Origin of the sequence: Bradyrhizobium sp. LTSP849, from assembly GCF_000938255.1 — a bacterium.
Lineage (GTDB): Bacteria > Pseudomonadota > Alphaproteobacteria > Rhizobiales > Xanthobacteraceae > Bradyrhizobium.
In genome coordinates this window covers 163,738-177,609 of sequence record NZ_JYMR01000004.1, presented here as the reverse complement: position 1 = coordinate 177,609, position 13,872 = coordinate 163,738, and the positions used below count along the sequence as shown (strand labels likewise).

13 protein-coding genes and 1 tRNA gene are annotated in these 13,872 nt (G+C 64.0%); 10 read left to right on the top strand and 4 right to left on the bottom strand.

The features are described 5' to 3' along the window. The first annotated feature begins 5 nt into the window (after positions 1 to 5). The 9 genes from UB31_RS03145 to UB31_RS03105 all read left to right on the top strand — a co-directional run bounded on the left by UB31_RS03145 (position 6) and on the right by UB31_RS03105 (position 9,478). On the top strand, positions 6 to 743 hold the full coding sequence (locus UB31_RS03145; RefSeq protein ID WP_045009773.1) for an SDR family oxidoreductase: 738 nt from the start codon (positions 6 to 8) through the stop codon (positions 741 to 743). Positions 744 to 755: 12 nt separating this feature from the next. Continuing rightward, positions 756 to 1,937, top strand: a complete 1,182-nt coding sequence (locus UB31_RS03140) for an acyl-CoA dehydrogenase family protein (RefSeq protein ID WP_045009772.1) — start codon at positions 756 to 758, stop codon at positions 1,935 to 1,937. A 23-nt stretch (positions 1,938 to 1,960) separates the two neighbouring features. Continuing rightward, on the top strand, positions 1,961 to 3,091 hold the full coding sequence (locus UB31_RS03135) for an acyl-CoA dehydrogenase family protein (protein ID WP_045009771.1): 1,131 nt from the start codon (positions 1,961 to 1,963) through the stop codon (positions 3,089 to 3,091). Between the two features lie 15 nt (positions 3,092 to 3,106). Beyond that, positions 3,107 to 4,297 carry an acetyl-CoA C-acyltransferase gene (locus UB31_RS03130; protein WP_045009770.1) on the top strand — a complete coding sequence of 397 codons (1,191 nt, stop codon included), beginning with the start codon at positions 3,107 to 3,109 and terminating at the stop codon, positions 4,295 to 4,297. A 22-nt stretch (positions 4,298 to 4,319) separates the two neighbouring features. After that, positions 4,320 to 5,330, top strand: a complete 1,011-nt coding sequence (locus UB31_RS03125; RefSeq protein WP_045009769.1) for an NAD(P)H-dependent flavin oxidoreductase — start codon at positions 4,320 to 4,322, stop codon at positions 5,328 to 5,330. Positions 5,331 to 5,428: 98 nt separating this feature from the next. Next, positions 5,429 to 6,589 (top strand): iron-containing alcohol dehydrogenase, encoded by a 1,161-nt coding sequence (locus UB31_RS03120; RefSeq protein WP_045009768.1) that lies wholly within the window; start codon positions 5,429 to 5,431, stop codon positions 6,587 to 6,589. A gap of 71 nt (positions 6,590 to 6,660) precedes the next feature. Continuing rightward, positions 6,661 to 7,860, top strand: coding sequence for an ABC transporter substrate-binding protein (locus UB31_RS03115; RefSeq protein ID WP_045009977.1), 1,200 nt, complete (start codon positions 6,661 to 6,663; stop codon positions 7,858 to 7,860). A 67-nt stretch (positions 7,861 to 7,927) separates the two neighbouring features. Further along, the gene (locus UB31_RS03110; protein WP_245305939.1) at positions 7,928 to 8,737 is read left to right on the top strand and encodes a glutathione binding-like protein; all 810 of its coding nucleotides are present in this window, start codon (positions 7,928 to 7,930) and stop codon (positions 8,735 to 8,737) included. Between the two features lie 39 nt (positions 8,738 to 8,776). Continuing rightward, positions 8,777 to 9,478 (top strand): SDR family NAD(P)-dependent oxidoreductase, encoded by a 702-nt coding sequence (locus UB31_RS03105; RefSeq protein ID WP_045002454.1) that lies wholly within the window; start codon positions 8,777 to 8,779, stop codon positions 9,476 to 9,478. A gap of 559 nt (positions 9,479 to 10,037) precedes the next feature. On the opposite strand, the gene UB31_RS03100 is transcribed toward UB31_RS03105, so the two are convergent. Together UB31_RS03100 and UB31_RS03095 are read right to left on the bottom strand one after the other, a co-directional pair. After that, positions 10,038 to 10,340 carry a hypothetical protein gene (locus UB31_RS03100; protein WP_045009767.1) on the bottom strand — a complete coding sequence of 101 codons (303 nt, stop codon included), beginning with the start codon at positions 10,338 to 10,340 and terminating at the stop codon, positions 10,038 to 10,040. A 192-nt stretch (positions 10,341 to 10,532) separates the two neighbouring features. Beyond that, positions 10,533 to 10,617: transfer RNA gene (locus UB31_RS03095), tRNA-Leu, on the bottom strand. A gap of 154 nt (positions 10,618 to 10,771) precedes the next feature. On the opposite strand from UB31_RS03095, the gene UB31_RS03090 reads away from it, so the two are divergent. After that, positions 10,772 to 11,314, top strand: coding sequence for a disulfide bond formation protein B (locus UB31_RS03090; RefSeq protein ID WP_045009766.1), 543 nt, complete (start codon positions 10,772 to 10,774; stop codon positions 11,312 to 11,314). A gap of 58 nt (positions 11,315 to 11,372) precedes the next feature. On the opposite strand, the gene UB31_RS03085 is transcribed toward UB31_RS03090, so the two are convergent. Together UB31_RS03085 and UB31_RS03080 are read right to left on the bottom strand one after the other, a co-directional pair. Next, positions 11,373 to 12,104, bottom strand: coding sequence for an ABC transporter ATP-binding protein (locus UB31_RS03085; protein ID WP_045002457.1), 732 nt, complete (start codon positions 12,102 to 12,104; stop codon positions 11,373 to 11,375). After that, positions 12,101 to 13,870, bottom strand: coding sequence for a branched-chain amino acid ABC transporter ATP-binding protein/permease (locus tag UB31_RS03080; protein WP_045009765.1), 1,770 nt, complete (start codon positions 13,868 to 13,870; stop codon positions 12,101 to 12,103). The genes UB31_RS03085 and UB31_RS03080 overlap by 4 nt, the downstream gene beginning before the upstream one ends. Between the last annotated feature and the right edge of the window lie 2 nt (positions 13,871 to 13,872).

Below are 13,872 nucleotides of genomic sequence, written 5' to 3'. Positions count from 1 at the left end.
GTCCCATGCAGAAGAGAAACAGGACGGTTGCGGTGATCGGCGCCGGTGACTTCATCGGCGGCGAAATTGCCAAGAAATTTGCCTCGGAAGGCTTTACGGTCTTCGCCGGTCGCCGCAATGGCGACAAGCTCGCGCCCCTGGTTGCGGACGTCGAGACCGCCGGCGGCGAGATCCACGCCCGCTCGCTCGATGCGCGCAAGGAGGAGGAGATCACCGCCTTCCTGAACGACGCCGACAAGCACGCGCCGCTCGAGGTCTGCATCTTCAACGTCGGCGCCAACGTCAATTTTCCGATCCTCGAGACCACCGAGCGGGTGTTTCGCAAGGTCTGGGAAATGGCCTGTTATTCCGGCTTCCTTGCGGGGCGCGAGGCAGCGCGGCTGATGCTGCCGCGCGGCGGCGGCAACATCTTCTTCACCGGCGCGACCGCGTCCTTGCGCGGCGGTTCCGGCTACGCCGCCTTCGCCAGCGCCAAGTTCGGCCTGCGGGCCGTAGCGCAGGCGATGGCGCGCGAACTCGGACCGAAGAACATCCATGTCGCGCACCTCATCATCGACTCCGGCGTCGATACCGAATGGGTGCGGCAGCGCCGGCTCGAAGCGCTCGGCCCCGATGCGCTCGACAATCCGGACCTGTTGATGCCGCCCGCGTCGGTGGCCGCGTCCTATTGGCAGCTCTACCAGCAGCCCAAGAGCGCCTGGACGTTCGAGCTCGAGATCCGTCCTTTCGGCGAGAAGTGGTAGGGAGCGCATCCCATGGAGCTCGCGCTATCCCCTGAAGACGCGGCGTTTCGCGGCGAAGTCCGCGCCTTCATCAAGGACAACTATCCGGCCGAGATGCGCGTTCCCAACCCGGAGACCGACCTCTCCAAGGAGCAGATGCTGCTGTGGCATCGCATCCTTTATAAGGAGGGTTGGATCGCGCCGCTCTGGCCCAAGGAATATGGCGGGCCCGGCTGGTCGATCACCCGCCGTTTCGTGTTCGAGCAGGAGACCAGCCGTGCCGGCACCCTGCCGCCTCTGGCGTTCAGCGTCACCATGGTCGGCCCGGTGATCTACACCTTCGGCAATGAGGGGCAGAAGAAGAAATTCCTGCCGCGTATCTTGTCGGGCGAGGACTGGTGGTGCCAGGGCTATTCCGAGCCGGGCTCGGGCTCGGATCTCGCCACCGTCCGCACCAAGGCGGTGCGCGACGGTGATCACTACATCGTAAACGGCCACAAGACCTGGACCACGCTGGCCCAGCACGCCGACTGGATATTCTGCCTGGTGCGGACCGATCCGACGGCCAAGCCGCAATCCGGCATCTCGTTCCTGCTGATCGACATGAAGTCGCCGGGCGTCACCGTGCGTCCGATCATCACCATCGACGGCTCCCATGAGGTCAATGACGTCTTCCTCGAAAACGTCCGCGTCCCCGTCGAAAACCTGATCGGCGAGGAGAATAAGGGCTGGACCTACGCCAAATTCCTGCTCGGCAATGAGCGCACCAGCATGGCCGGGATCGGCCGCTCGACGCGCTATATCGAGAAACTGAAGAAGATCGTGAAGGCGGAGATTCGCGCAGACGATCCGGCGCATCTGGAATTCATCAGGGACATCGCCCGCGTCGAGCTCGACGTGTTGGCGCTGGAAGCGACCGAGCTTCGCGTCGTGGCGCAGATGGCGCGCGGCATCGATCCGGGGCCGGCGGCTTCGCTGTTCAAGATCCGCGGCACCGAGATCTTCCAGAACATCACCGAATTGACTCATCGCGCGATCGGCAATTACGGCCTGGCGATCCGCGAGCATCCGGTCAGCGCCAACCATTTCATGCCCGGTCCGGACTACGGCCACACCGCGGCGGAGAAATATCTCAACGCGCGCAAGCTCTCCATCTACGGCGGATCAAACGAGATCCAGCGCAACATCATCGCCAAAGCAGTGCTCGGTCTCTAGCAATAGCGCCACAAGAGGATCGGATGGATATCCAGTTCACGGAAGAGCAGGAATTGTTGCGGTCCAGCGTCCAGCGCCTGTTGCGCGACAAGTATGATTTCGATGCGCGCCGCAAGATCGTCGCGAGCGAGGAAGGGTTCAGCCGAAAGCAATGGGCCGAATTCGCCGAACTCGGCCTGCTCGCCGCGCCGTTCTCGGAAGATGTCGGCGGGCTCGGGGGCGGGCCGTTGTCGACCATGATCATCATGCAGGAGTTCGGCCGCCATCTCGTCGTCGAGCCCTTTGTCGAGACGGTCGTGGTGGCCGGTGGCTTGATCGAGCAGGTGGGTTCCGACACGCAGAAGCAGGCCTACATCGCCGACATTATTGCGGGAGCGAAGCTCTGGGCACTGGCCTGGACCGAGAAGGGCTCGCGCTTCGATCTCGCCACCGTGACCACGACGGCGCGCCGGGACGGCAACGACTATGTTCTCACTGGCGAGAAGACCGCGGTGCTGGCCGCACCCTGGGCGGATTATCTCATCGTCTCCGCCCGGACCTCGGGCCATCATCATGATCGCGGCGGCGTCAGCCTGTTCGTGGTCGATCGCCGCGCCGCCAACCTCGATCTGCAGAGTTTTAAGACCATCGATGGCCGCAAGGCAGCCGAGGTTAGCCTTAGGGGCGTGCGCGGGGAGTTATTGGGCAAGGAGGGCGAGGGCGTTGCCGCGCTGGAGGCCTGCCGCGACCGCGCGATCGGCGCGCTCTGTGCCGAGGCGGTCGGTGCGATCGGTGAGCTGAACGCGGCGACGCTGGAGTATTCCAAGACACGAAAGCAGTTCGGCGTCACGATCGGCAGCTTTCAGGTCCTGCAACACCGGATGGTCGACATGTTCATCGCGCATCAGGAGGCGCTGTCCCTGATGCAGCATCTCAGCCTCAGCCTTGGCGAGGATGAGGCCGGCGTCTCGCGGCTCGCCTCGGGCGCCAAGTCCAAGATCGGCTATGCCGCAAAATTCGTGGCCGATCAGGCCGTGCAGTTGCACGGCGGCATGGGCATGACCGACGAGCTCAATGTCGGTCATTACTTCAAGCGGATCTCTTCCATCAATATCCAATTCGGCGATCCCGCCTACCACGTGTTGCGTTACGCGCAGCTCGACGCGGCCGCCTGAGACAGAGAGGCAAGCATGTCGTCACCCGAAGCAGTCATCGTCTCCACCGCACGCACCGGCGTCGGCAAGGCCTATCGCGGCGCGCTCAACAACACCGACGGACCGACGCTCGCCGGCCATGTCATGGCCGAGGCGGTGAAGCGCGCTGGCATCGCGCCCGGTGAGGTCGAGGATGTGGTCATGGGCTGCGCGATGCAGCAGGGCACCATGGTGATGAACGTTGCGCGCAAGGGCGCGATCCGCGCCGGGCTTCCGGCGACCGTTGCCGGCACGACGATCGACCGCCAATGTGCCTCTGGCCTGCAGGCGATCGCGGTGGCCGCGCGCTCGGTGATGCTCGACGGCGTCGAGATCGCGATCGGTGGCGGCATCGAGTCGATCAGCCTGGTGCAGAACGATCACATGAACAAGTTCCACGCGGTCGACCAGGATCTCATGGCGATGAAGCCTGAGATGTACATGTCGATGCTCGAGACGGCCGAGGTCGTCGCCGAACGTTACAACATCGGCCGTGACAAACAGGATGAATACAGCCTCGAGTGCCAGCGCCGCGTCGGCGCCGCGTTGCAGGGCGGCCGCTTCAGCGACGAGATCGTGCCGATCACGACGAAGATGGCGGTGGTCGACAAGGACACCAAGGAGGTCAGCTATCAGCAGGTGACGCTGGCCGGGGACGAGGGTCCGCGGCCGAATACCACGGCGGAAGGCCTCGCCAAGATCAAGCCGGTGTTCGAGGGCAGGACCATCAGCGCCGGCAATGCCAGCCAGCTCTCGGATGGCGCCTCGGCCTGCGTGGTCATGAGCGACAGGATCGCCGCGCAAAAGGGACTCAAGCCGCTCGGCATCTTCCGCGGCTTTGTCGCCGCCGGCGTCGAGCCCGACGAGATGGGCGTCGGCCCGGTCGCCGCGATCCCGCGGCTTCTCAAGCGGCACAATCTGAAGATCGACGACATCGATCTCTGGGAGCTCAATGAGGCCTATGCGGTGCAGGTGATCTATTGCCGCGACAAGCTCGGCATCGATCCGGACAAGCTCAACGTCAATGGCGGCTCGATCGCGATCGGCCATCCCTATGGCATGACCGGGTCGCGGCTGACCGGCCACCTCCTGATCGAGGGGCGGCGGCGCAAGGCGAAGTACGGCGTCGTGACCATGTGTATCGGCGGCGGCATGGGCGCAGCCGGCCTGTTCGAAATCATCCACTGATCGGGAAAAGCGGGAGATCATCGTGAAGACAGCGATCACTGAACTGTTCGGCATCCAGCACCCGATCATCCAGGGCGGCATGCACTATGTCGGCTTTGCCGAGATGGCGGCCGCGGTGTCCAACGCCGGAGGCCTCGGCATCATCACCGGCCTGACGCAGCGGACGCCTGAGCTATTGGCAAACGAAATCGCGCGCTGCCGCGACATGACCGACAAGCCGATCGGCGTCAACCTCACGTTCCTGCCAAGCTTCACCGCACCGCCCTATCCGGAATATATCGCCGCGATCAGGGAAGGCGGCGTCAAGGCGGTGGAGACGGCCGGTCGCAGCCCTGAGCAATACATGCCGGCGCTGAAGGCTGCCGGCATCAAGGTGATCCACAAATGCACTTCGGTGCGGCATTCGCTCAAGGCTGAGAGGATCGGCTGCGACGCCGTCAGCGTCGACGGCTTCGAATGCGGCGGCCATCCCGGCGAGGACGACATCCCTAACATGATCCTGCTGCCGCGCGCGGCCGACGAGCTCAGGATTCCGTTCGTGGCCTCCGGCGGCATGGCCGATGCGCGCAGCCTGGTCGCGGCGCTGTCGATGGGCGCCGCCGGCATGAACATGGGTACGCGCTTCATCGCCACCAAGGAGGCACCGGTCCATCCCAATGTGAAGCAGGCGCTGCTTGACGCCACCGAGCTCGATACGCGCCTCGTGATGCGCGCGTTGCGCAACACCGAGCGGGTGCTGAAGAACAAGGGCGTCGATGAGCTGCTCGAGATCGAGCGCGAGAAGGGCGCCACGTTGAAGATCGACGACATCCACGAGCGGGTCGCGGGCGTCTATCCGAAGGTGATGATCGACGGCGAGATGGATGCCGGAGCCTGGAGCTGCGGCATGGTGGTCGGCTTGATCAACGACATTCCGACGGTGAAGGAGCTAATCGACCGCATCATGGCCGAGGCCGAGGCGATCATCCGCCAGCGGCTGACTGGTTTCCTTGACGGGACGATCGAGCCTGCACGGACCCGCGCGGTCGCCTGACGAGGCGACTACGAGCACGTCAAGACCGGGATAGCTGACGGCGTCACGAGGCTGACGCCGCAGTACCCGGAGAAAAAAGAACGCCAGGGAGGAAGAGCATGCCAGTCGCCGGTAGCCATCAATACCCCACCATGGAATCCGTGATCTACGGCAAGCCAGCGGCAGAGGCGCTACGGGAGGAGGCCGAACGGCTGCGCGCCAAGCGCGTCTATTTGATCGCCAGCCGCACGCTCAACACCGCCACCGACGAGATCGAGAAGATCAGGGCGGCGCTCGGTGACCGCCATGCCGCGACCTTCGATGGCGTGCCGCAGCACACCACCCGGGACGTGGTGACGCAGATTGCGCGACAAGCCAAGGATGCTCAAGCCGATCTGGTCGTCGCGATCGGCGGCGGTTCGGTGGTCGATGCGGCCAAGATCGTGCTGATGTGCATGGAGCACGAGATCTTCGAACCGATGGGGCTCGACGGGTTCGAGACCACGCCGGACCGCCGCTTCGGGGCATTTCGCGCGCCGAAGGTGAGGATGATCGCGATCCCCAGTACGCTCTCGGGCGGTGAGTACAATTCCGGCGCGCTGGTCACCGATACCGGTCGCAAGCTGAAGCAGATTTTCAATCATCCGATGATGATGCCGCGCAGCATCATCCTCGACCCCGCGATCACGAAATACACGCCCGAGAAGCTCTGGCTGGGATCCGGCACACGCGCGATGGATCACGGCATCGAGGCGATCTGCTCGAGCCGCCCTAATGTGCTCGTCGATGCCGTGTGTCAGCAGGGGCTGCGTTATCTGCACGATGGGCTCCTGCGCACCAAGGACAATCCGAACGACGAAGCGGCGCGGCTGAGCTGCCAGTTGGGTTCCTGGATGTCGGCCTTCGGGTTGCAGGCGCGGGTGCCGATGGGCGCGAGCCATGCCATCGGCCATGTTCTTGGCGGGACCTGTGATGTACCGCATTATTTCTGCACGGCAGTGATGATGCCGAGCGTGCTGCGATACAACCTGCCGGCCACAGAGGTCGCCCAAAAATCGGTCGCAGCCGCACTCGGTGCGCCGGGGCGCGATGCCAGCGAGGCCTTTGCAGCGTTTATCGCTGAGCTCGGCCTGCCGCGCAGGCTTGCCGACGTCGGCGTGGCCGAGGACCGTTTTGAGCTGATCGGCAAGAACGCCATGCTGTCGATCTTCACGCGGGCGAACCCCCAGCCGATCCGTGAGCCCGGCGACATCGTCAAGATACTCAAGCTGGCCGCCTGAAGCGGCCACTCAATCTCCGTCGCGTCTGCTGCATGCAGGGCGCGCGCAAAACAACAATGGAGGAACACGCGATGTCCTGGAGCACACGACTGGCCTGCGCACTCGTGATTGTGATGTCCACGCCTTGCTGGGCGGCTGACGCGCCGGGTGTCACGCCGACGAGGATCAAGATCGGTGGTATTTTCCCGCTGAGCGGACCAGCTTCTTCGATCGGCCAGGTCGGGCAGGGCGTGCAGGCCTATGTGCAATCGATCAACGACCGCGGCGGCATCCACGGGCGCAAGATCGACTATGTCATGATGGACGATGCGTACAGCCCGCCCAAGGCGTTCGAGCATGTGCGAAAGCTGGTGGAGAGCGACGAGGTCGCCTTCATGTTCAGCCAGCTCGGCACGGCGGGTAACTCCGCCGTGGCAAAATATCTTGCGGCAAAACGTGTGCCGACGATCGCGATCGTCACGGGAGCGAGCAAGTTCACTAGTGTCAAGGACTATCCGCTGACGACCACCGGCCTCGTCAGCTATGACACCGAAGGCAAGATCTACGCAAAGTATCTGATGCGTGCGCTGCCCGCGGCGAAATACGCAATCCTCTACCAGAATGATGATCTCGGCCGCGACTACGTCAACGCTTTCAAGGCAGTCCTGGGCGCCGATTTCGACAAGCGCGTGGTCACCGCCAGTTACGAGGTGACGGAACCGACCGTGGACTCGCAAGTGGTCTCGCTGAAGAGCTCGGGCGCGCAAGCGCTGTTTGTCGCGGGCACGCCGAAGTTTGCAGCGCAGGCGATTCGTCGCGCAGCGGAGACTGGATGGAAGGCGACGATCCTGATCGACTTCCCTTCGTCCTCGGTGGCCGGCACGCTGAGACCGGCGGGCCTGGAAAACTCCATCGGTGTCATCGTCGGGACCCCAAATAAGGATCCGAATGACCAGAAATGGACGGACGACGAGGCGATCAAAGGTTATCGCGCCTTCTTCGATCGATACCTGGCCGGCTCCGATATCACCAACACCAGCTATCTGACGGGGTACCAGCAGGGCTTGGTACTGGAGCAGATCCTCAAACAATGCGGCGACGATCTTTCGCGCGACAACGTCATCAAGCAGGCGAAATCGCTGAAGGATATTGCGCTGCCGACCGCGCTGCCTGGCATCCGGATCAACACCAGCGAAAGCAACAACATGATATGGACGCAGTTGCAGCTCCAACGATGGACCGGCACACGCTGGGAGCAGTTCGGTGAAATTCTCGACGCGAGCTCGGAGTAGGGCATCCGGCTCTGATGATCGCGGGTCCCGTCGTCCTGTGGATACAAAGAGTCGCCGGGAGCAAACCATGATGGCTGACTTGCGCATATTCTCGTACCTGCCCAACCCGCGCGTCTGGAAGGCGACCATTGCCGCCCGATTCTGCGGCGTCGACGTCGAGGTCAGGGGTGCGTCAGGCAAGGAGTTGCGGGACTGGCTGTGGGATTATGACGCGCGTCCCCTCGCGCAGGGCGAACGGGAATCCCTTTCGTCCTTTGCACGAACCGGGCGGGTCGGGTTGACCGGCGCGCAACTCTTCAAGACTGACGCTTTCTTGGAAGCACAGCCGTTCGGCAACGTGCCCGCCGCGTTCGGGCCTGACGGAAGGACCGGAATATTCGAGTCGAACAGCATCATGCGCGCGGTGGCGCGGCTGGGCGAGGCGAGGTTTCCGCTCTACGGGTGTGACGCCTATGAAGCATCCAGGATCGACAGCTTTCTGGATGTCAGCCTGGTCTTCGCCAGGGATTCGCAAATCTATCTCCTTGCACTGTTGGATGGCTCGGTTGATGCAGCCATTCACGCGCGTGCGAAGGCGGCCTTCGCGATCTATGCCTCGGGGCTCGAACAGGCGCTGTCGCCACGCCGCGATACGCTGGTGGGGGACGGCATCACGCTGGCCGACATCTGCTTTGCCGCCGAGCTTGCGCTGTCCATGAACGAGCACGCACGGGCCGAGCAGTTGAGCGCGCGCGGGCTGGACAGGATCCTGCACGCCGGAATTCGGGACGAGTACCCGCGGGTGTTCGCTCACTTTGATCGCCTGGTCGCGCACGAGCACTTCAGGCAGGACCTCGGGCCGTACGTTGAAAAGCTGTTATCGAAGGCCGCCGCCTGAACAAGAAAGCCGCCGGCCGCAACGGGGAGGATTGACTACATGACCGCGCCTGTTTGCCTCATCACCGGTGTTGGACCTGGCACGGGTTCGGCGCTCGCCAGACGGTTTGCCGAGGGCGGTCATCGCGTCGCGCTGCTCACCAGGAACGAGGAGCGCCTTGCCGCGCTGGAGAAGGAGCTGCCGGGCGCGAAGGGCTATCGCTGCGACGTGTCGGATCCCGCGCAGGTCGAAGCGGCAGCGTCCGCAGTGGAGCGCGAGCTCGGCCATCCCGGCGTCGTCATCCACAACGCCGTCGGCGGGGCGTTCGGCACCTTCCGCGAAATCGATCCGCAAATTCTCAACCGCAACTTTCAGGTCAACACGATGGGGCTGTTGTACCTCGCGCGGCGGTTTGCTCCGGCGATGGTCGAGTCCGGCAAGGGCGCGATCGTTGCCACGGGCAATACCTCGGCATTGCGGGGCAAGCCAGGTTTTGCCGGTTTTGCGCCGACCAAGGCAGCACAACGGATTCTCGCTGAGGCGATCGCGCGCGATCTGGGCCCGAAAGGCGTCCACGTCGCCTACGTCGTCGTCGACGCCGTGATCGACCTGGAATGGACGAGGAAGCGCTGGCCCGACCGACCGGACGACTTCTTCATCAAGCCCGCGGCGATCGCCGACGAGATCTGGCATGTCGCACACCAGCATCGCAGTGCGTGGTCGTTCAATGTCGAACTGCGGCCTTTTGGAGAGAATTGGTAGCCGGCAAAGACAACGTGGAACAAGACGTCAGCAAAGAGTAGCCGTTCTCGGTCCGGGGCGAGGGCTAATTTCATTGAGCGGTCCAGTATCCCGAGCAGCGGGACTGCCGGAATACTTTCCGAAGGGCCGCAATTGTGTCCGGAACAGACTAGGCTGCAGACAGTGGGAAGCATCGCCAAAACCTGCCGTCCCTGGGCGATGGACAGGATTTCGGCATCAGCAATGTTGGTTGCCCGTGTCAGTCCCGAGGCCTTTTCTGGCTGTCCCAGGTGGCGTGAATAAAGTTTCGCGCGGCTTGCCGAGCGAGTATCCTGACCAGGGCGACGAGGCGTGGATCCGGCTTCGATGAGTTGGGCAACGGCCACGCCGATTTAGTGTTGATGTCGGAGATCTGCAGGGTGATGTAGCGCCAGCCCAGTGCTTGACGAACCGGATTGACGGTCGAGGCGCGGTCTTCCTCCAGAAGAAGGAGGCTATGTCCCAGGCGAAAAGCCAGACCACCCGGCCAGGACTGTTCGGCGAAGCCGAGGATGTCGCCATAGAACCTACGGTTCGCGGGTCACTGCCAGAGCTCGCATGTCGCCACGCGATTGATGTCGGCGAGCCGGCGGTCGGCATCGCCACGGAGATCGAGGCTCGCAACCAGCGTCAGCAGGCGGTGATAGGCGCCATCGGCAACTTCGACCGGCAGCGGGGCCTCGTCAAATGCCTCGACATAGCTGCCGACAAGGTTGCTGAGGAGACGGCACAGGCCGCGCTGGGCGGGGTCGTCCCGGCCGAGCGTGTCGAGCTTCTGCTGAAAAATCTGGAAGGTTCGCAAACCGTGGTGCTGTTCGGAAAGCCACGTGTGCAGGTCGTTCATATAAGCCTCTTCGGTGATGTGAAGAAGCTAACGGCTTATACAGCCGGTCTGTGACGATTGCTAGGGAGGGAAAGCTCCGGCCCCGTTGATCCAGTCCGCCTTCGCCAAGGCTTCGGCGGGACAGCCTTCGCTGCTTCGCTTCGATGGGCCGGAGCTTGGCTCGCCCAGCCGTAGCTGCGAAGCAGCGAAGGCTGGTGCCCCTGGCCGGAATCGAACCAGCACTCCTTGCGGAACTCGATTTTGAGTCGAGCGCGTCTACCAGTTCCGCCACAGGGGCCCTCGGTCGGCCCCCAAGGGGCGTCGCGAAGCCGGCGGACTATAGCCATGGAAAAGGCGGGGTCAACCCGCGCCAAAGTGATCCCGGCCGTTCTCGACAGGGGCCCAGGGCGGGGTTAGAGCCTTGAAGCCACGACCCATCCGAAGAGGCTGCCGTGACGACCCAGAGTGCCGCAATACCTGCGTTCAAACCGGCTGCCAGCGCGCCTGCGCTGACGGCCTCGCTGGCCGTCACCCTGATCGCGGCGGCGACGATCGCGGGCGCCTGGTTCTTCCAGCTCGTGCTGGAGATCCTGCCCTGTCCGCTCTGTCTGGAGCAGCGCTACGCCTATTATCTCGCAATCCCGCTCGGCGCGCTCACCGTGCTGGCGGCGAGAAGCGGCGCGCCGCGGCCGCTGCTGCTCGCAGGGCTTGCGATACTCGCGCTGGCGGCGCTCGCCAATGCAGGCCTCGGCACTTACCATTCTGGTGTCGAATGGGGCTTCTGGAAGGGGCCGACCGATTGCACCGGTCCGGTCGTCAATCTCGGCAGCGCCGGCGATCTGCTGTCGCGGCTCGACACCGTGAAGGTTGTGCGCTGCGACGAGGTGCAGTGGCGCTTCCTCGGCCTCTCGCTCGCCGGCTACAATGTGCTGATCTCGCTGCTGATGGCCGTGATCGCCGCCTGGGGATTTGTGCAGACAGCAAAGCGGCCCTAGTTTTAACGCGTTTTCTTTACGCGAACCGGCATCCACTTCGCTCGAAAACGCTATGGTTCTACAGCGCGCTTGCGGCTTCGTGCTGGAAGCCGAGATAGCTCGCCGCGACCTGCTCGTTCGCGGCGACGTCGCTGGCCTTGCCGCTCAGCACGAACTCGCCGAGCTCCATCACGTAAGCCTGGTCGGCGATCTTCAGTGCGGCCTGCGCGTTCTGCTCGACCAGCAGCACCGAGACGCCGCTGGCGCGAAGCTCGGTGACGATGCGGAAAATGTCGGCGACGATGATCGGGGCAAGACCGAGGCTTGGCTCGTCCAGCATCAACAGTTTCGGCTCGCCCATCAGCGCACGGCCCATCGCGAGCATCTGCTGCTCGCCGCCGGAGAGTGTGCCGGCAAGCTGCTTGCGCCGCTCCTTCAGGCGTGGAAACAGGGTGTAGATCCGCTCTATCGAGGCCTTCGCCCGGCTCCGCTCGATGCGGAAGGCGCCGAGCTCGAGATTGTCCTCGACATTCATGGTCACGAACAATTCGCGGTGCTCCGGGACCAGCCCCAGGCCCATCGCGACGCGGTCCTCGATGTCGAGCCGCGCCAGGTCTTGCCCCGCAAACGCAACGCGGCCCTTCAGCGGCAGAATGCCCATGATGGCCGAGAGCAGCGTGGTCTTGCCGGCGCCGTTGGCGCCGACGATGGTGACGATCTCGTTCTGCCCCACTTCGAGCGAAACGGAACGGACCGCCTCGACCTTGCCATAGGCGACATGCGCGTCGGTGACGGACAACAGCGCGCTCATGCCGCCACTCCGAGATAGGCCTTGATCACTTCGGGATTGGTCTTGATCGTCGCCGGCGTGCCTTCCGCGATCTTGGTGCCGAAATCGAGCACCACGATGCGGTCGGCCAGATTCATCACAAACCCCATGTCATGCTCGACCAGCAGCACGCTCATGCCGCCGTCACGCAACTCGCGCAGCAGTTTTGCGAGCTGCTGCTTCTCCATGTGGCGAAGGCCGGCCGCCGGTTCGTCGAGCAGCAGCAGCATAGGATCGACGCACAGCGCGCGCGCGATCTCGACGATGCGCTGCTGGCCGAGCGACAGCGAACCTGCGAGCTGGTGCATCTGATCGGCCAAGCCGACGCGCTCGATCTGGCGGGCGGCTTCCGCGAGCAGTTTTGCCTCGTCGGCGCGGTCGAGCCGCAGCATCGAGGAGATCGGACCGGAATGGCCGCGCAGATGCGTGCCGATCGCGACATTCTCCAGCACGGTCATGTCGGGGACGAGTTTCACATGCTGGAAGGTGCGGGCGATGCCGAGCTTTACGATCTCTTGCGGCGGCGCCCGGTCGACCTTCTTGCCGAGCACGGAGATCGAGCCCGAAGTCGCCGACAGCACGCCGGTGATCAGGTTGAACGTTGTGCTTTTTCCCGCGCCGTTCGGCCCGATCAGCGCGACGATCTCGCGGGCCTGGACGTCGAAGGAGACGTTGTTGACCGCAATCACGCCGCCGAATTGTTTGCGGGCCTTCTCGACCTGAAGCAGCACGCTGGACTGGCCCGCCGCGCGGGGGCGCTGCTCAAGTTTCAGCGAGGTGTCCGGCTTCTTGCCACCGGTAGCCTCGGGCAGGAACGACATCAGCCAGGGCCAGACGCCGCCGGGCGCAAGTTGCAGCAGCGCCACCAGCATGATGCCGAACACGATGGTCTCGACCTGACCGGAGCCGGGCAGGATCAGCGGCAGATAGCTTTGCAGCACCTCTTTCAGGATCACGACGATGGCTGCACCGAGCACGCCGCCCCAGACATAGCCGGCGCCGCCGACCACGGCGATGAAGAGATATTCGATGCCGGCCTGCGCGCCGAACGGCGTCGGGTTCACCGCGCGTTGGAGGTGGGCATAGAGCCAGCCCGAGAGGCCGGCGAGCACGGCGGCGTGGATGAACACCAGCATTTTTGCACGCGGCGTCTGCACGCCGAAGGCTTCGGCGGCGACGTGCCCGCGCCGCAGCGCGCGAATGGCGCGGCCGGTGCGGGAGTCCAGCAGGTTCATCGTGAGCAGGGCCGAGATGATCACGGCGACCCAGATCGCGTAATAGATCGATCCGGGCGAGAGCATCTTGAATGCGCCGATCGACAGCGGCGGGATCGCCGAGATGCCGTCATTGCGGCCGAGAAATTCCAGCTTGCTGAAGAGATAGAACAGGCCGAGGCCCCAGGCGAGCGTGCCGAGCGGCAGATAGTGGCCGGAGAGACGGACCGTGACCAGGCCAAGCAGCACCGCCAGCAATCCACTGACCACAAGCGACAGCGGCAAGGTCAGCCAGGGCGACAGGCCATAGGTCGTCGTCAGCACCGCGGTGGTGTAGGCGCCGAAGCCGACGAAGGCCGCCTGGCCGAACGAGGTGAGGCCGCCGACACCGGTGAGCAGCACGAGGCCCATCGCGACCAGCGCGGTGAGGCCGATATTGTCGAGCAGCACGATCCAGAACGGCGGCATGCCCGGGACAAACGGGATCGCCGCCATCAGAGCTGCGAAGATGAGAATGGGAAGCCGGCTCTGCATCT